This window comes from Phenylobacterium sp., from assembly GCF_030693405.1.
Classification (GTDB): domain Bacteria; phylum Pseudomonadota; class Alphaproteobacteria; order Caulobacterales; family Caulobacteraceae; genus Phenylobacterium.
The window spans coordinates 65525-89383 of sequence record NZ_JAUYAW010000046.1; the positions used below are offsets into that span (position 1 = coordinate 65525).

Sequence of the window (23859 nt, forward strand, 5' to 3'; positions counted from 1 at the left end):
GAACCGCGGCCAGTTGCGGACGACGGAGGATTCCATGGGGCCACTGCTGATTCTGGGCGCCGGTCGGATGGGCGGCGCGCTGATCTCGGGCTGGCGGCTTGCCGGACTGTTCGCTCCCCAGGACCTGATGATCCGCGATCCTCACCCTGGGGAGGAGGCGCAGGCGGCGATCGCCCAAGGCGCCCTGCACGATCCGGATGTGACGGCCATGGGCCGGGCCAAGGTCGTCCTTCTGGCCGTGAAACCCCAGCTGTGGCGGGAGGCGGCCGCAGAGGTCAGCCAGGCCCTGGCGCCAGACGCCGTCATCATCTCCATAGCCGCAGGCGTGGGCTCTGAGGACATTTCGCGCGCTTTCGGCGGGCGGGCTGTGGCGCGGATCATGCCCACCACCGCGGCGGCTATCGGCCAGGGCACAGCCAGTCTCTATGCCGCCGACCGCCATGCGGCGGACCTCGCCCGGCGTCTCTTCAGCGCCGTCGGCGCGGTGGTGGAGCTGGAAAGCGAGGCCATGATGCATGCGGCCACCGCGACCTCGGGCTCGGCGCCGGCCTATCTCTACGCCTTTGTGGAGGCCTTGGAGGCCGCAGGCGCCAAGGCCGGTCTGTCGCCGGAGGCTGCGCGCACGCTCGCCCGGGCGACCATCTCGGGGGCGGCAGCCCTGCTGGCCCAGAGCGGCGCCGAGCCGGCCGAGTTGCGCCGGCAGGTCACATCCCCAGGCGGGACCACCCAGGCCGCCCTTGAGGTGCTGATGGGACCCGCGGGCCTTGGGCCGCTGTTGGAGCGTGCGGTGGCTGCGGCGACTGACCGTTCCCGGGTGCTGGGGGCCTGAGGGCCGTTCAGAGCAGGTTGATCAGGCTCTCGAAGGAGTCGCCGAGGGCGCCGATGAAGGTCACCGCCGCCAGGATCAACGCGTTCCAGATCAGGGCCAGGATGATCACGCTCAGCGCCGCAGCCACGGCGCCCACCAGACCCGCCACCCCGTCGCGCTCCAGAAGACCAAAGCCGAAGGCGGCGATGGCGAAGGAGGGCAGCATGTTGCCGAAGGGAATAGGCAGGAAGACGATCACCGCCAGCATCAGGCAAACTGCGCCGATGAAACGGTCGGCGACCCGGCCGTAGAGAAAGCGCCACCGGGGTCGCAGATGCCGCTCCAGCCGTTGCAGGTGCGGCGCCAGGCGCACGGCCATGGTCTGGAACTCCGCCCGTTGCATGGAGCGGTTCATCAGGGCCTTGGGCAGCCACAGGGTGGGCCGGCCGATCATCAGCTGAAAGGCGATGAAAATCAGCGGCGCGCCCAATATGGCCGAGACGCCAGGGGGCATGGGCAGGGCCAGGGGGGCTGCGAACACCGCCAGAAGGGCGCCGAACGCCCGGTCTCCGAACGCGTCGAGCACGTCGGCCACCGTCACCTTGGGGTGCGGACGCTCGGCGAGACCGGCGAGAATGTCAGAGAAACGGTGGACGTCGTCGACCACGGTCGGACCTGCGGGTTGGAGGTTTCGGATGCGCGGTTCAGATGGACGCGCCCGGGGGAAATTGCACCCCCTCAACGGCCCGTTCTGGTCGAATTCCCTGGCCTTGTGGCCTCAGCCCCACGACGAAGCCTTGCCGAGGGTCAGACTGCGGCGTGTTGACCCAGCACCACGCCCACCAGGACGGCGGCGTAGTGGACGCCGGCGCCGCCGATCACATGGCCATGCCAGATGGCCCGGCGGAAGGGCAGGCGGCGCATCATGTAGAAGATGACCCCGATACTGTAGACCGCGCCGCCAATGGCCAGAAGGACCATGGCCGACGGGGGCAGGGCGGCCATCAGGGGCTGAAGCGCCACCACGACGGCCCAGCCCAGGGCCAGATAGATGACCACCCAGAGCTTACGGTCCAGGCCGCTCAGGAACAGCTTGCCGGCGACTCCAAGGGCCGCCACGCCCCATATGGCCGCCGTCATGGCCACAGCCCAGGCGCCGCTCAGTCCCGCCACCGTGAACGGGGTGTAGGAGCCGGCGATCATGATGAAGATGCCTGCGTGGTCCAGCCGTCGCAGCAACGGACGATGCCGCGCCGGGGCGAAGTTATAGGCGGTGGAACAGGCCAGCATCAGCAATAGGCCGGCGGCGTAGATGCCCACCGCCGTGGTGAGCAGGGGCGAGCCCCTCCAGACCGAAAGTCCGATCAGAACCGCGCCGCCGATCAGGGCCGCTGTCAGGCCGATGACATGGACACATAGGTCCGCGCACTTGGCCGCGGGCGTCGGATAGTGGCGGGGCGGCTTGTCGATCTGGGCGGGCGCGACGGTCATGACTGTGGACCCTTTGTAGCCCCCGCGGCCCCAGGCGCCCAGGGCGTGGCGTCCTGTTGCGGGCGGAAAGTCGCCGATGCGGCCCTGGCGCCTCAGTCGACGCCGGCGACCGCCAGGATGGAGAGCAGACCCACCGCCATGCCTCGCAGGCTTTCGACAGGCTCGACATCGATCCATTCGTCCAGGGCGTGCGCCCGGCCGCCGGTTCCGCCAGACCCCATGGTGATGGCGGGGATCCCGAGGCTCATGGGGATGTTGGAATCGGTCGAGGAGGCCGACATCTGGGGCTCAAACCCCTGAATGCGGTTGGCCGCCAGAACGCTGCGCACCAGCAGGCTGTCGGGATCGGTCCCGCCGGCCGGCCGGTCGCCGATGACCAGCGGCTCTACGGTGATCTCGCCCTCAGAAACCGAGCGGGCCGCGTTCTCCGCCGCCGCGGCCTCCTGGAACGCGGCCAGGAGCTGGGCCTCAAGCGTGGCGAGGGCCTCTGGGCTCTCCGAGCGCATGTCGTACTCGGTGTAGACCTCGGCCGGGATGGAGTTCACCGACACGCCGCCGCCGGTGACGCTGGCCGAGTAGGTGGTGCGCGGGGTCTTCGGGACCTCGATTTCATAGAGAGCCGCCGTCGCCCGGGCCATGGCGGCCATGGGATTGACGATGCCGAAGGCGCCGTAGGAATGCCCGCCCGGTCCGCGGAAGAAGGTGCGGTAGCGCTTGGAGCCCACCGCGCCGGTCACCACCCGCGAGGGGTCCGAGCCGTCGAAGGAAAAGAAGGCCTCCACCCGGTCCTTGTATGCGCCCTGGGTGAACAGATGACGCACACCGCGCAGGTCTCCGGGACCTTCCTCGCCCACCGTGCCGACGAACAGGATATCCTTCTCCGTGACGATCTGCGCCGCATCCAGGGCCCGGATGAAGGCCAGCAGGACCGCCAGCGAACGGGTGTCGTCCCCGACGCCGGGCGCCATCAGCCGCGTGCCTTCCCGGCGCACCGTCACGTCAGTGTCGGCGGGAAAGACGGTGTCCAGGTGGGCTGAGACCACGATGACCGGGCCGCCCGGCGCGGCTGCGCCCCGGCGCAGGCCCATGACATTGCCTTCGTCATCGGTGGTCGTCTCGGTCAGGCCATGGGCCTTGAGCATGGCCAGATAGGCCTTGCCCCGTTCGGCCTCCTGGAACGGCGGGGCCGGGATCTCGGTGAGGGTGATGATGTCGGCGACCGTGCGGTCGAAATCGGCGGCCATCTGGGCCTTGGCCGCGGTGAAGGCTGGGGTGGCCGCGATAGCGGCGACCGGGGTGTCCTGAGCCGCGGTCGCGCCGCCAAAGGCCAGCAGACACGCTGCGGAGAGACCGGCGAGGGCGGGGGCGAGGCGGTCTCGAAGGATCATCCGGGGCTCTCTTTGTGGTCTTCTGGCTGCTGGTCAGGCGCCATGATGCGCTGAACGCTTCTCTGGCGCACAGCTGTTTCGCCTTGGTCGCCGACAAAGGCTCGCCGATGCGTCGCCTCTGGTCAAATCCTCGCAGCGGGGTCTAGGTTCGCGGCTTCGCGCGTCGGGCGCCGTCTAGGGGGACATTCATGCCGGAAGAGACCAGCGCCATCGAGGCCTTCTACGCCCAGGTGACCAATGTCAGTGACTTCATCTGGGGGGGGACCTGGAATGGGGTCTCCGTCATTCCCTTCCCGCCCATGGTCATCGCCCTGCTGGGGGTTGGCCTGTGGATGATGATCGGGCTGCGGTTCTACCCCATCCTGAAGCTGGGCCCGGCCTTTGTCGGCCTCTTCAAGAGCGAGAAGGACGCTGACGCCGAAGGCGACGGCAAGAAGGGTGAGATTTCCCCCTTCGCCGCCCTCTCCACCGCGCTCTCCGGCCAGGTCGGCACCGGCAACCTGGCCGGCGTGGCCACAGCCATCACCCTTGGTGGGCCCGGCGCGCTCTTCTGGATGTGGGTCACCGCGCTGATCGGCATGGCGCTCGCCTTCGCCGAGGGTTCGCTCGCCATCCGATACCGTGAGCAGGGGCCTGACGGGGCCTATCGCGGCGGACCCATGACCTATATCCGCCGGGGCCTCGGCAAGAAGTGGGGCTGGCTGGCCGCACTTTTCTGCGTTGGCACCCTGTTCTCCTCGGTCACCACCGGCAACATGATCCAGGCCAACTCCGTGGCCGACTCGATCCATGGCCTGACCGGCATGCCGGAGTGGGTGGCCGGCCTGATCGTCGCCGCCGCCGTCTTCGCGGTGATCATCGGCGGCATCAAGTCGATCGGCGCCATCGCCGAGAAGATCGTGCCAACCATGGCGCTGGCCTACATCACCATGGCCATCATCGCCCTGATCATGAACTTCGAGGACCTGCCGGGCGCCTTCGCCACCATCTTTGAGAGCGCTTTCACAGGCCATGCGGCGGCCGGCGGATTCGTCGGGGCTGGCATGATCATGGCCATCCGGGCCGGCGTCGCCCGCGGTCTTTTCTCGAACGAGGCCGGCCAGGGCTCCACCGCCATCGCTCACGCCGTGGCGCAGACCGACGACCCGGCGCGTCAGGGTCGCTTCGCCATGATGGGCACCTTCATCGACACCATCATCATCTGCACCGCCACGGGGCTTGTCCTGCTCACCGTGCAGGGCGCCTTCCCGGCCACCGGCGCCGATGGCGTGACGGTCATGCAGGAGCACGCCTGGTCGTCGGATCTGAACGGCTTCGCCATGACCGAGGCGGCCTATGCGGCGGCCTTCCCGCTGCAGGTGTTCGGCTTCTCCATCGGGGCGCTGATCGCCTCCCTGGCGCTGATCCTGTTTGTCTTCACGACCCTGATCACCTGGAGCTATTACGGCGAACGCGCCACGACCCACCTCTTTGGGCAGAAGATGGCCATTCCTTTCCGCCTGCTATGGGTGGTGATGATCTTCATCGGCTCGTTCCAGGAAATCACCTTCGTCTGGCGGATGGGGGACATCGCCAACGCCAGTATGGCGCTGCCCAACCTGGTGGCCCTGGCCCTGTTGTCGGGCGTTGTGTTCAAGCTGGCCCGGGGGGAAAAGAAGGCCGGCAAGGATCACGACTGACGGCGATTTTGCGGGGCTGACCGCGCCTTTTCGGGTTTTCCTGACCGGCCACGCCGCATAGCGTGGCCGGTAACACAGGTAACAGTCCCGCAAGAGGAGTCCGCCTTGCAGACCCGTCGTCAGATGCTCTTCACCGCCGCCGGCGCCCTGGCCCTGGCCGGAGGGGCCGGCCGCGCTTCCGGCGCCTTCGCCCAGGCCGCCACCTCGGCGGGCGACCGCCTCGATACCCTGCTGGAGTCCTTCTACCAGTCGGCCCTGGATGATGTGCCCGAGCTGGTCACCCGGCTTGGTCTGGACTCCGGCCCCAGGGCCGGCGCCAAGCGCCAGCTGAGCCCCGCCTCCATCGCCGCCCTGGACGCCGAGCGGGCCAAAACCACCGACCAGCTGGCCCGCCTGCTGGCCCTGCCCAGGGCTGAGCTTTCGGGGATGGACGCCATCAACTACGACGCCGTGAAGTTCTCCCTGGAGACCGATCACGCGGCCAACCGCCAGTTCGTCTATGGCGAGGAAGGGGCCGGCCAGCCCTATGTGATTTCCCAACTGTCGGGCGCCTACCAGTATGTGCCGGACTTCCTCGGGTCACAGCACGTCATCGAGACCAAGGCCGACGCTGACGCCTATCTGGCCCGTCTGGAGGCCTTCGCCACGGTGATGGACCAGGAGATCGAGCGGGTGCGCCGTGACGTGGACCTGGGCGTCATTCCTCCGGACTTCGTGATCGAGCGCGCCCTGACCCAGATGAACGGCCTGCGGACCGACCCGGCCGCCTCGCCGCTGGTGACGTCGGTGGCCGAGCGCGCCACGGCCAAGGGGATCGCCGGCGACTATGCGAGCCAGGCCTCGGCCATCTACACCGACAAGGTGCTGCCGGCCCTGGAGCGGCAGATCGCCCTGATGGGAGAGCTGGCCCCCCGGGCGGTCCATGACGCCGGCGTCTGGCGTCTGCCCGACGGCGAGGCCTATTACGAGCACGCCTTGCGCGGCTCGACCACGACCTCGCTCACCGCCGAGGAGGTCCACCAGATGGGCCTGGAGCAGGCGCGCCAGCTGTCGGCCCGGGCCGACGTCATCCTCAAGGCTGAGGGCTATACGCAAGGCTCGGTGGGCGAACGGATCGCGGCCTTGTTCAAGGAACCGAAGCACCACTTCCCCGACACCGACGCCGGCAAGGAGGAGTTGATCGAGTCCCTCAACGCCATGACCGAGGCCATGTACAAGCGGCTGCCGGAGTATTTCGGGACCCTGCCGAAGGCGCCGGTCGAGGTCCGCCGGGTGCCGAAGTTCATCGAGGCCGGGGCGCCAGGCGGCTATTACAACCAGCCGACCCTGGACGGATCGCGGCCCGGCATCTTCTGGATCAACCTGCGGGACTCCACGGAGAACCCCACCTGGACCCTGCCGACCCTCACCTATCATGAAGCCGCGCCTGGCCATCACATGCAGCTGGCCCTGCAGCAGGAGGCCGACCTGCCGATGATCCGGCGGGCGACCTTCCTGTCGGCCTATGGCGAAGGCTGGGCCCTCTATGCCGAGGAACTGGCCAAGGAGATGGGGGTCTATGAAGACAACCCGCTGGGCGAGGTGGGCTATCTGCAGGCCGCCCTGTTCCGGGCCGCCCGCCTGGTGGTCGACACCGGCATACACGCCAAGCGCTGGAGCCGCGAACAGGCCATCGAGACCATGACCAGCATCGATGGCAGTCCCACCAGCTCTGCGGCCACCGAGATCGAGCGCTACAGCGTCTGGCCGGGCCAGGCATGCAGCTACATGGTCGGCAAACTCACCTGGCTGCGCCTTCGGGCGAAGGCCCAGACGGCGCTGGGCGACCGCTTCGCCCTGCCCGCCTTCCATGACGCGACCCTGTTGTCAGGGGCCATGCCGCTCACCGTTCTGGAAAGCGTCGTGGACCGGCACATCGCCGCCCGCCGGGCCTAAAGCGGCTCAGTCCTCTGTCGCCCGGCGCAGCAGGTCCAGCGCCGCGGCGGCGAAGGCCTCCATATTGGCCGCCCGGTCATCGGAGCCGGTGCGCAGGGTGGTGACCAGCTCGACGGGGCCAGACAGGGCGATGCAGGTGTGGCCGGCCGGGTCGCCATAGCCATTGCCCGTGGGCCCGGCCGCGCCGGTCTCCGACAGCCCCCAGTCGGCGCCGAACCGCTCGCGCACCGTGCGCGCCAGCAGAAGCGCATAGGGCTCGGACGCCGAGCGCATGCCGGCGACGGCCTCGCGGGGGATTTCCAGCAGGCTCATGCGGGCCTTGCCCGTATAGACCACCGCGCCGCCCAGATAGTAGGCCGAGGCGCCGGGCACGGCGAGCAGGGCCGCCGAGATCAGGCCGCCGGACGAGCTTTCGGCCACAGCCACCTTCTGCCCGCGGGCCTTCAGGGCCTCGCCCACCTGCGCCGCCAGTTCCGCCAGATCGCTCATGCCTGTTTCACTCCCGTTTCTGGGCCCAGCCTAGCAGGCCAGAACAACGAACGTCTTGGCCGGCGGCGCTCTGCGGCCCATGATGGCGCCAATTAAAAGCGCCGCGATTTTCGGGAGGATTATTTCGTATGGACGCCCAATCACAATGGACCGGCCTGGACGCCACGCGTCTGGAGCGCATCGCCGACCACCTGCAACGCAACTATATCGAGCCGCAGAAGATCGCCGGCTGCCAGGTGCAGGTCGCCCGCCACGGCCACATCGCCTATGAAAAGGCGTTCGGCTCCATGGATCTGGAGCGGAACAAGCCGATGCGGGACGACGCCATCTTCCGCATCTACTCCATGACCAAGCCGATCACCTCGGTGGCGCTCATGACCCTGTACGAAAAGGGCTATTTCCAGCTCACCGACCCGATCAGCCGGTTCGTGCCGTCGTGGCGCAACCACCGGGTCTGGGTGTCGGGCGAGGGTGACAACATGGTCACCGAGGCGCCCCACCGGCCAGTGAACTTCCGCGACGTGCTGACCCATACAGGCGGCTTCACCTATGGCGGCGGCCTGCCGGGCGTGGGCGAGCAGCATCCGGTGGACCGGATCTACCGCGGCCTGAAGGTGCGATCCGTCGGCGGCGCCGACTCCATGCACGAGTTCATGGACAAGCTCGCCCAGGTGCCCCTGCTCTATCAGCCGGGCACGCGCTGGATGTATTCGCTTTCCACCGACATCTGCGGCGCGCTGGTGGAGATCATCTCCGGCAAGCCCTTCGACCAGTACCTCAAGGAAGAGATCTTCGAGCCCCTGGGCATGGTCGACACCGCCTTCCACGTGACGCCCGACAAGGTGGAGCGGTTCTGCGCCAATTATCAGCGCGGCCCCGACAAGAAGCTGAAGCTGATCGACGATCCGGGCGGCGACAGCCAGTTCGTCCGCGAGCCCGGCTTCAAGTCCGGCGGCGGCGGCCTGACCGGTACGGTGGCCGACTATGGCCGCTTCACCGAGATGCTGCGCCGGGGCGGTGAACTGGACGGCCATCGCATCCTGGGTCCCCGCACCCTGGAAATGATGCACCTGAACCACCTGCCCGGCGGCCAGGACCTGACCCAGCTGGCCATCGGGGCCTTCTCCGAGACCGCCAACGAAGGTGTGGGCTTTGGCCTCGGCTTCGCGTCGACCATGGGCCAGGTGGAGACCGCCTCCCTTGGCGTGGGCGACTACTACTGGGGCGGCGCGGCCTCGACCATCTTCTGGGTCGATCCCGAGGAAGACCTGACGCTCGTCTTCATGACCCAGCTGATGCCGTCCGGCACCTTCAACTTCCGCGGCCAGCTCAAGGCTCTGATCTACTCGGCCATCGTCGACTGAGGCCAAGGCCGGCCCGGGCGTTCATACGTCCGGGCCTCGCCCTCGATTGACCGAGCCCTAGGCCGCGGCCGCCAGGGCGTCGCGGACCTCGCTCACGATCTCCAGGGAGCGGACGCGCTTGGCCTGGTCGAAGATCTGGGCGGTGACGATGATCTCGTCAGGGCCATGGTCGGCCACGAACCGCGCGAGGCCGGCGCGCACGGTCTCTGGGCCGCCGACCACCGCCTTGGAGAGCGGCGAGCCCGGCGCCACCGTGCCCGCCAGCGCGCCGTCCGCATCTTCGATCGGCGGCGGCAGCGGTCCAGGCTGGCCCCGGTGCAGGTTCACGAAGGCCTGCTGCAGGGAGGTGAACAGGTACTTCGCCTCGGCGTCGGTCTCGGCCGCCACCAGGTTCAGCGCCAACATCAGGCGCGGCTGGTCGCCCGGCCGGGCGGGGTTGAACTGCTGGCGATAGATCTGGGCGGCCTGGTCCATCATGGCCGGCGCGAAGTGGGAGGCGAACGCATAGGGCAGGCCCAGCGCCGCGGCCAGCTGGGCGCCATAGAGGCTCGAGCCCAGCACCCAGACCGGCACCTTGGACCCGACGCCGGGCACGGCGCGCACCGTCTGGCCCGGCTGTGCGTCGTCCAGCAGAGCCATCAGCTCCATCACATCCTGCGGGAACTGGTCGACGCCGCCCGCCAGATTGCGCCGCAGGGCCCGGGCGGTGACTTGGTCCGTCCCCGGCGCCCGGCCGACGCCCAGGTCGATGCGCCCCGGATAGAGGGCGTCGAGCGTGCCGAACTGTTCGGCGATGATCAGCGGCGCATGATTGGGCAGCATGACGCCGCCGGCTCCCAGCCGGATGGTCGAGGTCCCCTCCCCCACATAGGCGAGCGCCACGGCGGTGGCCGCGCTGGCGATGCCGGTCATGTTGTGGTGTTCGGCCATCCAGTAGCGGGCGAAGCCCAGCCGCTCGGCGGCCTGAGCCAGGTTGCGGCTGTCGCGCAGCGACTGACCAGGGCTGCCACCCTGCACGATGGGCGAAAGGTCGAGAACTGAAAGCGGGATCATGGAGAGGGATATAGGGGGCGGGTGGCGGAAATGCTCGCCGCGAAGCGCCCTCGCCATTGGCAAATCCGCCCGATCACGCTACTTATAAAGTATCATGATACGGGAGCGTCGGAATGCGCGAGTTTGAGAACCCCGACCACTGGAACACGGCGGCGCGACACTACGAACAGACCGCCCACCCCTTCACGGCGCAGTACGCCCAGGCTGCGCTGGACATGGTCGCCCTGTCGCCCGACGCCCGTGTTCTGGATGTGGCGGCGGGAACCGGCGCCTTGGCCCTGGCGGCGGCGCGGGCCGGCGCACAGGTCCTGGCGACTGACTTTTCGCCCGGCATGGTCGCCCGCATCACCGCTCAAGGCCTGCCAAATGTTGAGGCCAGGGTCATGGACGGCCAGGCGTTGACGCTGCCGGACGGCGGGTTCGACGCGGTCTTCTCGATCTTTGGCGTGATCATGTTTCCGGACTGGCGAAAGGGCCTTTCCGAGATGGCGCGGGTCACCCGCCCGGGCGGATACGGCGTCGTCGCCACCTGGCGCGACAGCGGCGCGGCCACCTTCCTGCTGCTCAGCCAGGTGCGCCGGACCCTGTTTCCCGAGCGCGAGTCGATGAGCATGCCGGCGGCGGTGGCGGCCTTGAGCGAACCGGAGGCCTTCGCGCGGGAAATGACCGCCGCCGGCTTCACCGAACCAAAGATCCAGCCCGTGACCTTCGACTTCGAGCTGGATGTCGCAGCCCTAGATGAGCCCGACACCCTCTTTGGCATGTCGCCGGACTGGACCAGCCTCGATGACCTGGAGAAACAGGCCGTGGTCGCCCAGGTGCGCCGGATGGCGGGCGACCGGGTGATCCTCCCGATTCCGTCGACGGCCCTGATCGGTGTGGCGAGGCGCTAGGCCTCCCGCCCCTTCACCACCGCCGCGAACCTCGCGTCGAAGTCCCGGGCGATGTCAGCGAGCGTCACCTCGCCGAAGCGGGCGATGACCAGGGCCTCGGCGGCTGAGAGGGTGTCTGCGACGGCGGCGTTGACGGCCTGTTCCACAAGACAGCTTGGGGCGTCGTCGGCCAGGCCGATGGCGAACAGGCGCGGGTCGCCTAGCGCCCGGTAGATGTCCAGCAGGGTGATCTCGCTCAAGTCCCGACTGAGCGCCCATCCGCCGCCATGGCCCTTTTCGGAGCGCACAAGGCCCTGATCCCGCAGGCCGGCCATGGTGCGTCGGACCACCACCGCATTGGTGCTGAGCATCTGCGCCAGGTGCTCGGACGTCAGGGCGCCGTCGTGCCGGTCCATATGGATCAGGGCGTGCAACATGCGTGAGAGGCGGCTGTCGGTTCGCATGGGCAGGTCTCCGGCTGAGCCGCCAACATAGAGGACAAATCTCGACGCAACAGGAGTTGCATGACGACACACCCATCCCCATCATGTAACTTCTGAAGCATCGTGATGTGCGATGCGCGCAAGAGAGAGTGCTTCCATGTCCTATGATGTGATCATCGTCGGCGGCGGCTTCGCCGGCATGTCGGCGGCCCTGCAGCTGGCGCGGGCCCGGCGGCCGATCCTGGTGGTGGACGCGGGCCAGCCCCGCAACCGCTTCGCCGCGGCCTCTCACGGCTTCCTCGGCCAGGACGGCGCCGCGCCAGCCGCCATCATGCGCGAGGCCCTGCGCCAGCTCAGCGCCTATTCCACGGTGGACTTCGTCCATGGCCGGGCGGCTTCAGCCACAGGCGAGCTCGACCGGTTCGAGGTGACCCTGGAGGACGGAGACGTCCAGACCGCCCGCCGCCTGGTCCTGGCCACTGGCGTCGCCGACACCCTGCCCGCCCTTCCGGGCCTGACCGAACGCTGGGGCCAAAGCGTCATACACTGTCCCTACTGCCACGGCTATGAGGTGCGCGACCGGCGGATCGGCGTCCTGGCCAATCATCCGATGGCCAGCCACCAGGCCCTGATGCTGCCCGACTGGGGACCCACCACCTTCTTCACCCAGGGCGTGGTCGCGCTGGACGCCGAGCTGTCGGCAAAGCTCGCCGCCCGAGGCGTGGCGGTCGAGACGACGCCGGTCATTGAGGTGCTGGGCGAGGCGCCCGCCATCTCCGGGGTACGGCTGGCCGATGGCCGCATCACCCCGCTCGAGGCAATCTTCACCGCCCCGAAGACCGCGCCCGCCAGCGATCTGGCCCAACAGCTTGGCTGCGCCCTGGAAGACGGCATGACCGGGCCGCATGTGAAGCTGGAGTCGGGTCAACAGACCACGGTCCCGGGCGTCTACAGCGCCGGCGACACCGCCAGCCCCATGCACAACGCCACCCTGGCGTCAGCCGCCGGCGTCATGGCCGGGATCGGCGCCCATCAGTCGCTGATCTTCTAGCCAGCCAACCAGGCGCCCTGGCCAGTTGGACGGCCAGAGCGCGCCCTGCTCTCTGGACAACAGACCAAGACCGGGGCGGTATGGCCCGACGGGAAAGGGAGACCGCCATGGCCACAGACTCAGCTGGACTGAACCTTGGCCACGCCGTGGTGCTGTTGGGCGCCGCGGTCATCGCCGTGCCCCTGTTTCGCAAGCTGCAGCTAGGCTCAGTGCTGGGCTATCTGGCCGCGGGCCTGATCATCGGCCCCTTTGGCCTGGCCCTGATCTCTGAACCTGAGACCATCCTGCACGTGGCCGAGCTCGGTGTGGTGATGTTCCTGTTCATCATCGGCCTGGAGATGCGGCCGGCCAAGTTGTGGAACCTGCGGCGGGAAATCTTCGGCCTGGGCGCCCTGCAAGTCGTGGTCTGCGCAGCCTTGCTGTCGGGCATCGGCGTGCTGGCGGGCCTGCCGCCGGCCGCCGCCGTGATCGGGGCCAGCGGCTTTGTGCTCTCCTCCACCGCCGTCATCATGAAGATGCTGGACGAGCGCGGCCAGACCGCCACGCCGGCCGGCCAGCGGGCGGTCTCCATCCTGCTGCTGGAAGACCTGGCGGTCGTGCCGCTGCTGGCCATGGTGGCGGTGCTGGCCTCCATGTCGGGCCAGACAGACGAGGTCGCGCGCCCCGTCTGGCTGTCGATCCTTTTGGCCATCGGCTCCCTGGCGGTCCTGCTGGCGGCGGGCAAGTGGCTGCTCAATCCCTTCTTCCGCCTGCTGGCCCGGGCCGGCGCCCGGGAGATCCTGACAGCGGCGGCCCTGCTGGTGGTTCTCGGTTCGGCGCTCTTCCTGGACTGGGGCGGCCTGTCCATGGCCATGGGCGCCTTCATGGCCGGCGTGCTCCTGTCGGAGTCCACCTTCCGCCATCAGCTGGAGGCCGATATCGAGCCCTTCCGCGGCATCCTGCTGGGCCTGTTCTTCATCAGTGTCGGCATGTCCCTGAACCTGGCCGTCGTGGCGACCTCCTGGGCGGTGATCGCCGGGGGTGTGGTGGTCTTCATGGCGGTGAAGGCCGTCGGCATCTACGGGGTAGCACGGCTGTTCAAGGCCAGCCCCCGCGAGGCCGTCCAGCGGGCGGCCCTGTTCGCCCAAGGGGGTGAATTCGCCTTCGTCCTCTATGCCGCGGCCCTGTCGGGGGGGGTGATCGATGCGCGGACCAGCGCTATAATGACCGCCATCGTCATCCTCTCCATGGCGCTGACCCCCCTGGTGATCATTGCGCTGGACCGCCTGACGCCGGCGCTGAGGCTGTCGATGGATGGGGTCGAAGAGGCCAATGGCCTGCAGGGCCAGGTCCTGCTGATCGGCTTTGGTCGCTTCAGCCAGCTGGTCAGCCAGCCCCTCCTGGCCCGCGGCTTCGAGATCTCGCTGATCGAGAATGACGTGGAAATGATCCAGGCCGCAGCCAATTTCGGCTTCAAGGTCTATTACGGCGACGGCGCGCGCCTCGACGTGCTGCGGGCCTCCGGCGCCGAAACGGCCGAGGCGATCATGGTCGGCGTCGACAAGCCCGAGGTGGCCGACCACATCGTCGAGCTGGTGAAGGCCGAGTTTCCCCACGCCAAGCTGTTCGTGCGGGCCTATGACCGCGGCCACTCCATGCGCCTGACCCAGGCGGGCGTCGATTTCCAGATCCGAGAGACCTTTGAATCGGCCATCGCCATGGGGGAACGCCTGCTGGTCGATCTCGGCGTCGAGCCCGAAGACGCCGCCGAGACCCTGGCCGAGGTCCGCCGCCGGGATGAGGAACGGTTCGAGGCGCAGCTGGTGGGCGGCATCGAGGCCGGCCGCAGCCTGATGCGCGGCAATATGGTGACCCCGCAGCCGACGCCCTTTTCCAAGCCCAAGGGCCAGGCCCAGGCGATCAACCCCGAGGCCGCGCAGGTGCTGGGGGAGTCCGCCCGCAAACCTGAGCCGGCCGCCTGACGCCCGCATGCGGCCAGTGACCGTTGCGCTATGGGGACGTTAATCCTTTTTCGTCCATAAACTCTGTTGGAAGAGAGCGTAGCCCCATGCCCATGACCCAGGCCGATTTGGAAGCCTCCCTGCGAGACGCCTTCCCCGACGCCCAGATCGCCATCGAGGATCTGGCCGGCGACGGCGACCACTATCGCGCGCGGATCGTGTCAGACGCCTTCAAGGGCCTGCCGCGGGTGCGTCAGCACCAACTGGTCTATGCGGCGCTGAAGGGAAAGATGGGCGGCGAACTGCACGCCCTGGCGCTCGAGACCTCCGTTCCAGGCTAGGCGGGAAAGCCATGCGCTACCGGCCGTTCGGCATCTCAGGCAAGGCGGTCTCGGCGCTGAGCCTGCTGCTGCGCGATCACGGCCGCGCCCAGCCCCCGGGCGCTTGGCGGGTCTTGACCGTCGCCGCCATGGAGTGCGGGGTCAACGCCTTCGAGGTCGAGGCCGGGATCGAGACCCTGGCCGCCGGATTTCGCCAGGCGGCCGAGACCGTCGAGCGACGGCTGCTGTTTGTCGCCTGGAGGATCTGCGGCGATGGTCGCAGCCCAACCGACGCCCGGGCTATCGAAGACGCGGTGCGCAATGGCCTGACCCAGACCGGGGCGGGCTATTTCGATCTCCTGACCCTGGATGAGCCCGCCTACGCCACCCTGACAGCGGAGGGCGCCCGGATGCTGGAGGATGTCCGCAGCGCGGGCCTCGCCCTTCAGATCGGCATTTCCGGGGCCGGCGCCCTGGTGGACCAGGCCGTGGCGTCCGGCGCGTTCGACGCCCTGTCCTCGCCCTTCAACCTGACCTCAGGCTGGAACATACGCCGCCGCATTCGTGACGCCGCCCAGCTGAACATGTCGATCACCGGCTTTGACGCCTTTCCCCCGGAGCTGTGCCGCCCGCCAGCCCAGGCGCCAGCCAAGGCCTCCCTGTTCCGCCGCTCAGGTCCTACCGCGGCCTCGGTGGGGGCCTATGGCTTCCTGCACGAGACCCGCAACTGGGAGGCCGACGAGCTCTGCCTCGCCTACGCCCTGACCGAGCCCTCCCTGGCCTGCATCCAGATCGAAGCCCACCGCCCCGAAGTGATCGAGCGCCTGGCCGCCGTCCCCGACCGGGAATTGCCCACGGGCCTGGCCGCCCAGATCGAGATGGCCCGGATCGACACCCCGGCCGAAGCACGCCAGGCCTAAGCCTCGTCTTGACCCGGCGCCTGCGCCTCCCTAGCTGTCTGCTGAAACTGACTCCCACAGAAAAGGCCGTTCCCATGAGCGAGGCCATGACCGATCCCGCCCACGCCTTCATCGCCAAGACCCTGCAGGACCATCAGGTCGTACTGTTCATGAAGGGCGTGCCCGAACAGCCGCGCTGCGGCTTCTCCGGCCTGGTTGTGCAGATCCTCGACCATCTGGGTGTCGACTTCGTCGGGGTCGACGTCCTGCAGGACGACTCCCTGCGCGACGGCATCAAGACCTTCTCAGACTGGCCGACGATCCCGCAGCTCTATGTGAAGGGCGAGTTCATCGGCGGCTGTGACATCGTCCGCGAGATGTTCCAGAACGGCGAACTCAAGCCCTTCCTCAGCGAGCAGGGCGTCTTGGCTGCGTGAGCCGGACCTTCGAGCCCCCGCCCGGGCGGCGGGTCTTCTCCCGCAGCTTCACCCCGACCGCGGCGGATATCGACGCCAACGGCCATGTGAACAATGTGGTCTATCTGGGCTGGGCCCAGGACCTGGCCATCGCCCACTGGGAGTCCGCCGCAGGACCGGCAGAGTCCGACGCCTTGGCCTGGGTCGCCCTGCGCCACGAGGTCGACTACCGCCGCGCCCTGTTGCCGGGCGAGACGGCGCTCGGCCGGACCTGGGTGTCGGACAAGGCCGAGGGCCCGCGCTTTGACCGCTTCGTGCGGATCGACGGACCGGACGGCGCCATGTGCGCCCAGGTCCGCACCGTCTGGTGCCTGATCGAACGCGCCACCGGCCGCCCCCGTCGGGTCCCGCCCGAACTGGTCGTCCAATTCGGCTGAGGATTTCGCCACAGGCGAAGCTTGCGGCATGATGGGGACTCAGGAGGCGGTTCATGGACGGTTTCGCCAGTCTCTTCTCGGCCTTCGGCTTGGCCAGCGCGGCGGGCTTCAACGCCTATGTGCCCCTGCTCACCGTGGGCCTCGTGGCCCGCTACACCGATCTGCTGCGCCTGGCTGAACCCTTCGACATCCTGACGCAGCCCTGGGTCCTGGGCGCCATCGCCGTCCTGGCGGTGGTCGATTTCATCGCCGACAAGATTCCTGCGGTGGACAGCCTCTGGCACGGCGTCGGCGCCCTGGTCGCCCCCGTCGCCGGCGCCGTGCTCTTCGCCAGCCAGCAGAACGTGCTGAGCGACCTCCATCCCGCCATCGCCGCCATCGCTGGCCTGGTGGTGGCCGGCGGCTTCCATGGCAGTCGGGCCGCCGCGCGACCGATCTCCACCGCCACCACCGGCGGGGTGGGCAATCCGGTCCTGTCCCTGGTAGAGGACGTGCTGTCTGGCCTCTTGAGCCTGCTGGCGGTCTTCTTGCCGTTCATCGCCTTTGGCGTGGCGGGCCTTGTAGCCGTCATGCTGATCCTGGCGATCGTCAGCGCGCGGCGGGCCTGGCGCGCGCGAGGGGCGCGACCGGGCTAGAGACCCGGCCAGGCGATCAGGGGATTGAGCAGGAACACCGGATCGCGGGGTTCAAGACCAAGCTCCGCATAGCTGAAGGCGAGCTCCACATGGCCCGCCACCAGGGACTGGCACCCGTCCACACGCTTGCGGCCAAAGGCCAGGGTCACAGCCTCGCCCTTGCGCTCCACATAGAAGGCGAAGTCGGCCTTGGTGGTGCAGCCATTGGAGGCGACCTTGATGGTCAGCTCCTTGCGCCCAGCCTCTGCGGCGTAGAGCGGCTCAAGCTCAGCCAGCGGCAGGCCCGCCGGCGCCAGGATCGGCGGCGGCGGCGCCGTGGCGCAGCCGGCCAGCAGGGCGGCCACCGAGGCCATCATCAGGAAGCGGCGTGTCATGGCGCCACTGCGCCACATCTTGCCCGACAGGGAAAGACCGCGACGGTCAGAGGACGTCATCTGCGGGCGGAAGCCCGTTGGCCGCCAGCCAGCCCCCGGCGTAGCGCGGATCGTCGGTCACCTCCCGCAGGGCGAAGGGCGGGTGAGGACAGGCGGCCATCTCCGCATCGCTCTCAAACTCCTTCTCCGACAGGACCAGGCCCTGGAGCGCGCCTGCGAAGACATCGACGCCGAAGGTCCGTCCGTCGATCGGCGCCAGGCGGTGACGGACCTTCTCGATCCGTCGCCCCGGCAGGCTGGCCAGCAGGGCGAACTCGGCCTCCGACAGATAGATGGAGGTGATCAGCCGATGGCTGGCGTCCACATCGCCCTTTCGCCCCAGCCGGCGCATGATCGGACCCCCATCCAGGGGTCGCGCCTCTCGCAGCCGCAGGCGTGAGCCATCGATATAGAGGTCGGTGATCGCATCGGCGGAGACGACATCGCCGTCCGGCAGCCGCGCGCAGAGCCAGCGCCGCTCCCGTTCCACATAGGCGTATTTCAGCTTGGGGAAGCCCAGCTTACGGGCGAATTCGGGGTCGATGTCCATGGGAAGCTCCGCCGGCCCGCTGGAGAGTGACAGGCCGACGGAGACTTCGCCAGGGTCAGGAGCCGGCGCCCTCGATTCCGCCCTTGGGATGCTTGGGCTTGAGCAGGGAGAAGATCACCCCGCCGGCCAGGAGGCTGACCGTGATGCCCAGCGACCAGGGCGCCGGGAACTTTCCGCCGAAGAACAGGTCGCCAGCGAAGATCTTGAAGCCGATAAAGACCAGCACCAGGGCCAGCGCCACCTTCAGATAGTGGAAGCGGTGGACGGCGTTCTCCAGGGCGAAATAGAGCGCCCGCAGGCCCAGGATGGCGAAGATGTTGGAGGTGTAGACGATGTAGGGGTCCTGGGTGATGGCGAAGATGGCCGGGACCGAGTCGATGGCGAAGACCAGGTCGGCGAACTCCACCAGCACCAGGGCCAGGAACAGCGGGGTGGCGAACAGCACCAGCTTGCCGCTGACTGGATGAGCCTGGCGCACAAAGAACTTCGAGCCCTGGAAGCTCTCGGTCACCCGGAGGCGGCTGCGAAGCCACTTCAAGATGGCGTTGTTAGTGAGATCCTTGGCCTCCTCCGCGTCGCTGGAGAAGGACTCCTTGAGCATCTTGGCGCCGGTGAACAGCAGGAAGGCTGCGAAGATGTAGAGCACCCAGGCGAAGTTGGTGACGAGCGCCGCGCCGATGCCGATCATGATCGCCCGCAGGACGATCACCCCCAGAATGCCCCAGAACAGCACCCGGTGCTGCAGCTCCCGCGGAACGGCGAAATAGGCCAGGATCAGGGAGATGACGAAGACGTTGTCGAGCGCGAGCGTCAGCTCAAGCAGGTAGCCGGTATAGTACTCGACCGCCTTCTGGGAGCCGAGATCGTACCAGATCCAGGCCCCGAACGAGAGGCCAAGGGCGATATAGGCCGAGGCGGCCTTCACCGACTCCCCGGGGCCGATGATGTGGTCCTTTCGGTTGAAGACCCCCAGGTCGAGGGTCAGGACCGTCAGGACGATGCCGAGGAACAACAGCCACAGCCAGGTCGCCTGGCCGAGGAACGGCGTCTGAAAAAATAGCAGGAGAGCGTCCATCGGACCCCGCACCTCTCATAGTCACGGCGCTGCGTCTGCGCCTGGAGAGTGAAGATCCGACATCATCGCGACCGCCGTCGCGACCAGAGGGGCCCGGACCGAGCCGCGGAGATAGTGGGGCGCGAGCCGGCGGTCAACGGCCTTGGCGGGTCCCGGCGACATCGAAGGTCAGTCTGATGATCCTGTGACGCGGCAGACGCCGCAGCCGCACGCCTGCGCCCATGATCCGGGCAGGCCGGGCGTCCAGCCGCGAAAAAGGCCCCGGATCGCTCCGGGGCCTCTTGAGATCGTAGGTGATCGACGCCTTAGGAGGCGTAGAATTCGACCACGAGGTTCGGCTCCATCTTCACCGGATAGGGCACTTCGGCCAGTTCCGGGGCGCGGATGAACTTGGCCGACAGGCCCTTGGCGTCAACTTCGATATAGTCGGGAACTTCACGTTCGCCCGAGGCCAGGGCTTCCAGTACCAGGGCCATGTTGCGCGAGCGCTCACGCACCTCGACCACGTCGCCGGCCTTCACGCGGTAGGACGGGATGTTGACGCGCTTGCCGTTCACCAGGACGTGGCCGTGGTTCACGAACTGACGGGCGGCGAAGACGGTCGGCACGAACTTGGCGCGATAGACCACCGCGTCCAGGCGCGATTCCAGCAGGGCGATCAGGTTTTCCGAGGTGTTGCCCTTGCGGCGCGCGGCCTCGGTGTAGGTGCGGCTGAACTGCTTTTCGGTCAGGCTGCCGTAATAGCCCTTCAGCTTCTGCTTGGCGCGCAGCTGCAGGCCGAAGTCGGAGACCTTGGACTTGCGGCGCTGACCATGCTGGCCGGGGCCGTAGGAACGCTGGTTAACCGGCGACTTGGCGCGGCCCCAGATGTTCTCGCCCATACGGCGGTCGAGCTTGTACTTCGCGGAATGACGCTTGGTCATGAAACACTCTTCATAATCGACACGGCCCGGCGCTTCCGAGAGTGGAGGCGCGATCTCAACGGCGGGGCCCGTATCACCCGTAATAGGCTTCGCACCGCGCGGAGACCGCCGGTGTGAAGGAGCTGTGTATGGCGGCCGCACCCCAGTGAGTCAAGGCCAGCGGCGGCGGCGATCAGGTCCGGACGGTGCTCAGCGCTCCGGGGCGGGCGACGTCATTGGCTGGCCGCGGGGTCTGCCCTTCCCCCCATAATTTGCCGTGAACCAGCGCGGCGAGGGCGCGGGTTTCGGCGGCCGCCGCACCGTTGGGCTCCCACTCGGTGACGCCCCGTCCAAAGGACAGGGCGCCCTGATAGGCCTGCCGCACCCGAAGCGCCACCGGCGAGACCGCGACGCCTGCAAAGCGCAGGGCCTCAAGGGTGCCTGAGACCACCCGGGACTCGTGGCCCTGACGCGGCGAGGGGCACTGGTTGAGGACGATCAGACCCGGCGCCCGGAGCTGACGGAGAAGATCCACCGTCTTCAGCGCCGCGGCCAGATCCAGATAGGTCGGTCGGGTCACCACCAGGCACAGGTCGGCCACCTTGATCGCCGAGACGATGTCGGCTTCCGGCGAGGCCGGCGTATCGATCACCAGCACATCGCAGCCGCTACGGCGCGAGGCCGTCACCAGGGCGAAGAGCTTGGAGGCCGAGGTTTCCACCACCGACAGACTGTGGGCGCGCAGGGCCTCGCTGGAGGATCGCAGCGGATCGGCGTCGGCCAGGATCGCTCTCTGACCGGCGTCCCGCAAGGCCGCGGCGAGATTGACCGCCACGGTCGACTTGCCGGCGCCGCCCTTGCGCGAAATGACCGCCACGGTCTGCATGATCGCCTCCCCCGGGGAGACCGTAGAGCCAACTTATCCACAGAGACAAGATGTCACATCCCCAGGATGTCGCGTCGCTCAAGGCTCGCGCGATACGCGGCGCTTTGCTCGCTCCGGCGCCGCCGAACTAGGCGCGGACTCCGCCGTCCACCTTGAGGTCTTCGCCCGTGACATAGCTGGCGGCGCTGTCGGCCAGATACATGACCGCGTGAGCCACCTCCTCAGGCTGCCCGGCGCGGCCGGCCGGTGTCCGGGCCCCGGACGCCTGGGCCGCCCCGCCCCCCATCATCGGGGTGTCGATCGGTCCCGGCGAGACGGCGTTGACGCGGATATTGTCGCCGGCGAGCTGCAGCGCGGCTGAGCGGGTCAGGCTGAGCACGCCGGCCTTGGACAGGGCGTAGGACATCACCGGCCCGGAACCCACATAGCCCAGCACAGAGGCGGTGTTGATGATCGCCCCGCCGCCGCGGGCCTTCAGCGCCGGGACCTGGTGGTTGATGCAGCGGACCACCCCCTCCAGGTTGGTGGCCATGATGTCGTTGTGGAGCGCCCAGTCGAACTCAGGCCCCATGGCCCCGGCGCGCCCGGCGATCCCGGCGTTGTTGAAGGCGATGTCGAGTCCGCCGAAGGTCTGAACGCAGGCGGCGACCAGGGCGGCCACATCGGCGTCTGCCCGCACATCGGCCCGCCGGTAGAGCGCCTCGCCGCCGGTCGCCCGGATCTCGGCCTGGACCTCCTGGCCCAGACCCTCACGGCGGCCGCAGAACATCACCTTGGCACCTTCCAGTGCAAAGGCGCGGGCGGTGGCCCGGCCGATGCCCGACGTCGCCCCGGTGATCAGCACCACCTTGCCGGCGAACCGCCCGTGGCGCGCCAGGGCGGCGGCGGCCTGAGGCGGGGTCTTCAGATCCGCCGCCGCGGCCGATTGGGCGGCCAGGGCCGCCAGCCCTGCCCCGCCGGCGATCAGGGCGCGGCGGGATGTGAGAGCGTCAGACATGGGCGTTCCTCTGGGGCGAGGGCCTGCGAGCCAGGCCGCATTCTGAGCCGATCATGGGCCAGGGCGAGGCTGCGCCGCAACCTCGGGCGCCTGTCGACATTGTCTAGAGATGCCACAAAGCCTCGCCTCCCCCGCCGCCCTTGGGCTCGCCGCCATCCTGCTGTCGGGCTGCCTGGTGGCCACGCCGGACGACATGCAGGTCCCAAGCCCGGATGGTCAGTACGTGCTGGAGGTGGCCTTCACCGGCGGCGGCCTGACCCTTCGACCGGGCCTCGGCGCGGAGCTGGCCCTTCGTCACGCCAGCGGCGCCTCCAGCCCGCTGGCGAGTCTTGAGGCCGTGCGGAGGCTCGAGATCGCCTGGAGCAACCCACGGACCCTGCGCATCTGCGCGCCGGACGCTGAAGCGCCCCAGGGGGGTCCGGTGGTAGTGGAGACCCCCGCGGGGCCCGAGACCTTTTTGGTCAGCTACGCCTGTCCGGCACAGGCCGTTCTTCGGGGCCAAGCCCCCACTGATTAAGAGCGCCCCGGGCTCGTTGGGTCAGCCCTCACGAGGTGGCGCGGCCGGGGCGCGGGCGCCGACATGTTGGTGGCCGCAAATCGTGACCGCCCTCACCTCACCGGCCCGGGCCCAGAGTCGCTCATGGATGGCGAATGCGACCGTCTGCACAATGGGCTCGACGATCCCGACCGCGAGCGCCACCCGCCAGTCGCGGGTCAGGGCGAAGGCCACGATAACCGCCACCGTCAGATGCATCAGACCATAGGTGAGGGTCTTCAACAGCGTCCGGTTCATGACCTTCGCCCCGATGTCACTTAGGCGCCGGCGTGGTCGCGCCCGCCCCCGGACCTGCGCCGAGATCGGCTCCGGTGAGGGGGTCGCCCACGGGATGGGACTGGGTGCGTTCGGCGAGCTTATCGAGGACTTTGGTGTCCTTGGCTGAAAGCTTGACGCTCGCCTGGCCGTCGCCGCCGTCGACCGCGGCCTGCTCGTCCCGGTCGCTCACCATCTGCCAGTTGTCGCCGGAGTTCCACGGCCCGGTGGCGTCGCCCTCGCCCTGCGACATGTCGTAATAGACGTCGGTGAACTCCGGCTTGCCGGGCAGCTTGCCTGGCGGGAAGTTCGGCTCGATGGCGTAGAGGGCCTTCTCGAAGGACTTCTGATGCGCGATTTCCCGGGTCATCAGGAAGCCCAGGGCGTCCTTGATGCCCGGATCATCGGTGATGTTGATCAGGCGCTCATAGACGATCTTGGCGCGGCTCTCGGCGGCGATGTTCGAGCGCAGGTCGACGGTCGGCTCACCCCGGCTGTCCACATAGGCCGCCGTCCACGGCACCCCGGAAGAGTTGGTCAGGGCCGGGCCGCCGCCATAGAGCAGGGCCTGGGTGTGGCTGTCGCCGCCGCGCGTCAGGGAGATGTAGAGATCGGCCTCTGACAGGGCGGCTTCGGCCAGTTGACCCTTGGCTCCCTTGTTCAGCATGGCCACAATGCTACCGATCACCTCCAGATGACTTAGCTCCTCGGTGGCGATATCCAGCAGCATGTCCTTCCGACCGGGATCTTCTTCAGCAAGACCCTGCGTGAAGTACCGCATCGCCGCAGCAAGCTCCCCATCTGGACCGCCAAATTGCTCCAGAAGCAAGCTGGCGAGCACGGGGTTTGGCTCTGATACACGCACGGTGTACTGTAAGCGCTTATTGTGCATGAACATCCGTTTAGTCCTCCTCCTTCGCCGGTTTGGCGATCTGTCACGGAAGACACGAACTCGAGGGTCCGTTCCTACAGCCGAGGCGTGAAATATGTCTCTTTCAACGCCAC

At 68.2% G+C, this 23859-nt stretch carries 27 protein-coding genes; 13 read left to right on the plus strand and 14 right to left on the minus strand.

Annotated elements, in window-relative coordinates; genetic code table 11:
* The first annotated feature begins 34 nt into the window (after positions 1–34).
* Entirely contained in the window at positions 35–829 is a 795-nt protein-coding gene (proC, locus tag Q8N19_RS09560; protein WP_305590076.1) for a pyrroline-5-carboxylate reductase, read from the plus strand.
* Positions 830–836: 7 nt separating this feature from the next.
* Here the strand turns inward: proC and Q8N19_RS09565 are convergent, their stop codons facing one another.
* The 3 genes from Q8N19_RS09565 to Q8N19_RS09575 form a co-directional block, all read right to left on the minus strand.
* Entirely contained in the window at positions 837–1475 is a 639-nt protein-coding gene (locus Q8N19_RS09565) for an exopolysaccharide biosynthesis protein (RefSeq protein ID WP_305590078.1), read from the minus strand.
* Positions 1476–1615: 140 nt separating this feature from the next.
* On the minus strand, positions 1616–2299 hold the full coding sequence (locus Q8N19_RS09570) for a hemolysin III family protein (protein WP_305590080.1): 684 nt from the start codon (positions 2297–2299) through the stop codon (positions 1616–1618).
* Positions 2300–2391: 92 nt separating this feature from the next.
* The gene (locus tag Q8N19_RS09575; RefSeq protein ID WP_305590081.1) at positions 2392–3687 is read right to left on the minus strand and encodes a M20/M25/M40 family metallo-hydrolase; all 1296 of its coding nucleotides are present in this window, start codon (positions 3685–3687) and stop codon (positions 2392–2394) included.
* Between the two features lie 188 nt (positions 3688–3875).
* Between Q8N19_RS09575 and Q8N19_RS09580 the strand changes: the two genes are divergently transcribed.
* Positions 3876–5366 (plus strand): sodium:alanine symporter family protein, encoded by a 1491-nt coding sequence (locus Q8N19_RS09580; RefSeq protein WP_305590083.1) that lies wholly within the window; start codon positions 3876–3878, stop codon positions 5364–5366.
* A gap of 105 nt (positions 5367–5471) precedes the next feature.
* Entirely contained in the window at positions 5472–7301 is a 1830-nt protein-coding gene (locus tag Q8N19_RS09585; RefSeq protein ID WP_371133824.1) for a DUF885 family protein, read from the plus strand.
* A 6-nt stretch (positions 7302–7307) separates the two neighbouring features.
* On the opposite strand, the gene Q8N19_RS09590 is transcribed toward Q8N19_RS09585, so the two are convergent.
* Positions 7308–7790, minus strand: a complete 483-nt coding sequence (locus Q8N19_RS09590) for a CinA family protein (protein ID WP_305590085.1) — start codon at positions 7788–7790, stop codon at positions 7308–7310.
* A 128-nt stretch (positions 7791–7918) separates the two neighbouring features.
* On the opposite strand from Q8N19_RS09590, the gene Q8N19_RS09595 reads away from it, so the two are divergent.
* Entirely contained in the window at positions 7919–9154 is a 1236-nt protein-coding gene (locus Q8N19_RS09595; protein WP_305590087.1) for a serine hydrolase, read from the plus strand.
* Between the two features lie 57 nt (positions 9155–9211).
* Here the strand turns inward: Q8N19_RS09595 and Q8N19_RS09600 are convergent, their stop codons facing one another.
* The gene (locus tag Q8N19_RS09600) at positions 9212–10264 is read right to left on the minus strand and encodes an LLM class flavin-dependent oxidoreductase (protein WP_305590089.1); all 1053 of its coding nucleotides are present in this window, start codon (positions 10262–10264) and stop codon (positions 9212–9214) included.
* Positions 10265–10320: 56 nt separating this feature from the next.
* Between Q8N19_RS09600 and Q8N19_RS09605 the strand changes: the two genes are divergently transcribed.
* Positions 10321–11100: a class I SAM-dependent methyltransferase gene (locus tag Q8N19_RS09605; protein ID WP_305590091.1), complete on the plus strand. Its 780-nt coding sequence runs from the start codon at positions 10321–10323 to the stop codon at positions 11098–11100.
* Here Q8N19_RS09605 and Q8N19_RS09610 read toward each other — a convergent pair.
* The gene (locus Q8N19_RS09610; RefSeq protein ID WP_305590093.1) at positions 11097–11543 is read right to left on the minus strand and encodes an Rrf2 family transcriptional regulator; all 447 of its coding nucleotides are present in this window, start codon (positions 11541–11543) and stop codon (positions 11097–11099) included. The genes Q8N19_RS09605 and Q8N19_RS09610 overlap by 4 nt on opposite strands.
* Positions 11544–11679: 136 nt before the next feature.
* Here Q8N19_RS09610 and Q8N19_RS09615 point away from each other — a divergent pair, with 136 nt between their 5' ends.
* The 7 genes from Q8N19_RS09615 to Q8N19_RS09645 all read left to right on the plus strand — a co-directional run bounded on the left by Q8N19_RS09615 (position 11680) and on the right by Q8N19_RS09645 (position 17220).
* On the plus strand, positions 11680–12573 hold the full coding sequence (locus Q8N19_RS09615) for an NAD(P)/FAD-dependent oxidoreductase (RefSeq protein ID WP_305590095.1): 894 nt from the start codon (positions 11680–11682) through the stop codon (positions 12571–12573).
* 107 nt (positions 12574–12680) lie between these two features.
* The gene (locus tag Q8N19_RS09620; RefSeq protein ID WP_305590098.1) at positions 12681–14534 is read left to right on the plus strand and encodes a monovalent cation:proton antiporter-2 (CPA2) family protein; all 1854 of its coding nucleotides are present in this window, start codon (positions 12681–12683) and stop codon (positions 14532–14534) included.
* Between the two features lie 86 nt (positions 14535–14620).
* Entirely contained in the window at positions 14621–14854 is a 234-nt protein-coding gene (locus tag Q8N19_RS09625; RefSeq protein WP_305590100.1) for a BolA family protein, read from the plus strand.
* A gap of 11 nt (positions 14855–14865) precedes the next feature.
* On the plus strand, positions 14866–15753 hold the full coding sequence (locus Q8N19_RS09630; protein WP_305590102.1) for an aldo/keto reductase: 888 nt from the start codon (positions 14866–14868) through the stop codon (positions 15751–15753).
* A gap of 74 nt (positions 15754–15827) precedes the next feature.
* On the plus strand, positions 15828–16169 hold the full coding sequence (grxD, locus tag Q8N19_RS09635; protein WP_305590104.1) for a Grx4 family monothiol glutaredoxin: 342 nt from the start codon (positions 15828–15830) through the stop codon (positions 16167–16169).
* Complete coding sequence (locus Q8N19_RS09640) at positions 16166–16585, plus strand: thioesterase family protein (protein ID WP_305590106.1); 420 nt, start codon at positions 16166–16168, stop codon at positions 16583–16585. The genes grxD and Q8N19_RS09640 overlap by 4 nt, the downstream gene beginning before the upstream one ends.
* 53 nt (positions 16586–16638) lie before the next feature.
* Positions 16639–17220, plus strand: coding sequence for a DUF4126 domain-containing protein (locus Q8N19_RS09645; RefSeq protein WP_305590107.1), 582 nt, complete (start codon positions 16639–16641; stop codon positions 17218–17220).
* Here the strand turns inward: Q8N19_RS09645 and Q8N19_RS09650 are convergent.
* The 6 genes from Q8N19_RS09650 to Q8N19_RS09675 form a co-directional block, all read right to left on the minus strand.
* Positions 17217–17594, minus strand: coding sequence for a hypothetical protein (locus Q8N19_RS09650; RefSeq protein WP_305590109.1), 378 nt, complete (start codon positions 17592–17594; stop codon positions 17217–17219). The genes Q8N19_RS09645 and Q8N19_RS09650 overlap by 4 nt on opposite strands.
* A gap of 46 nt (positions 17595–17640) precedes the next feature.
* Complete coding sequence (locus tag Q8N19_RS09655) at positions 17641–18183, minus strand: hypothetical protein (RefSeq protein WP_305590111.1); 543 nt, start codon at positions 18181–18183, stop codon at positions 17641–17643.
* A 55-nt stretch (positions 18184–18238) separates the two neighbouring features.
* Entirely contained in the window at positions 18239–19258 is a 1020-nt protein-coding gene (locus Q8N19_RS09660) for a TerC family protein (protein ID WP_305590113.1), read from the minus strand.
* A gap of 305 nt (positions 19259–19563) precedes the next feature.
* A complete protein-coding gene (rpsD, locus tag Q8N19_RS09665; RefSeq protein ID WP_305590115.1) occupies positions 19564–20181 on the minus strand; it encodes a 30S ribosomal protein S4 in 618 nt (205 codons plus the stop codon).
* A gap of 172 nt (positions 20182–20353) precedes the next feature.
* Positions 20354–21046 (minus strand): ParA family protein, encoded by a 693-nt coding sequence (locus Q8N19_RS09670; protein ID WP_305590117.1) that lies wholly within the window; start codon positions 21044–21046, stop codon positions 20354–20356.
* Between the two features lie 127 nt (positions 21047–21173).
* On the minus strand, positions 21174–22043 hold the full coding sequence (locus Q8N19_RS09675) for an SDR family NAD(P)-dependent oxidoreductase (protein WP_305590119.1): 870 nt from the start codon (positions 22041–22043) through the stop codon (positions 21174–21176).
* A 109-nt stretch (positions 22044–22152) separates the two neighbouring features.
* Here Q8N19_RS09675 and Q8N19_RS09680 point away from each other — a divergent pair, with 109 nt between their 5' ends.
* Positions 22153–22560 (plus strand): hypothetical protein, encoded by a 408-nt coding sequence (locus Q8N19_RS09680; protein WP_305590121.1) that lies wholly within the window; start codon positions 22153–22155, stop codon positions 22558–22560.
* Positions 22561–22581: 21 nt separating this feature from the next.
* Here Q8N19_RS09680 and Q8N19_RS09685 read toward each other — a convergent pair whose 3' ends face one another.
* Both Q8N19_RS09685 and Q8N19_RS09690 read right to left on the minus strand, forming a co-directional pair.
* Complete coding sequence (locus tag Q8N19_RS09685; protein WP_305590123.1) at positions 22582–22836, minus strand: DUF2061 domain-containing protein; 255 nt, start codon at positions 22834–22836, stop codon at positions 22582–22584.
* 16 nt (positions 22837–22852) lie between these two features.
* Positions 22853–23752, minus strand: a complete 900-nt coding sequence (locus Q8N19_RS09690; protein ID WP_305590125.1) for a manganese catalase family protein — start codon at positions 23750–23752, stop codon at positions 22853–22855.
* Positions 23753–23859 lie beyond the last annotated feature (107 nt).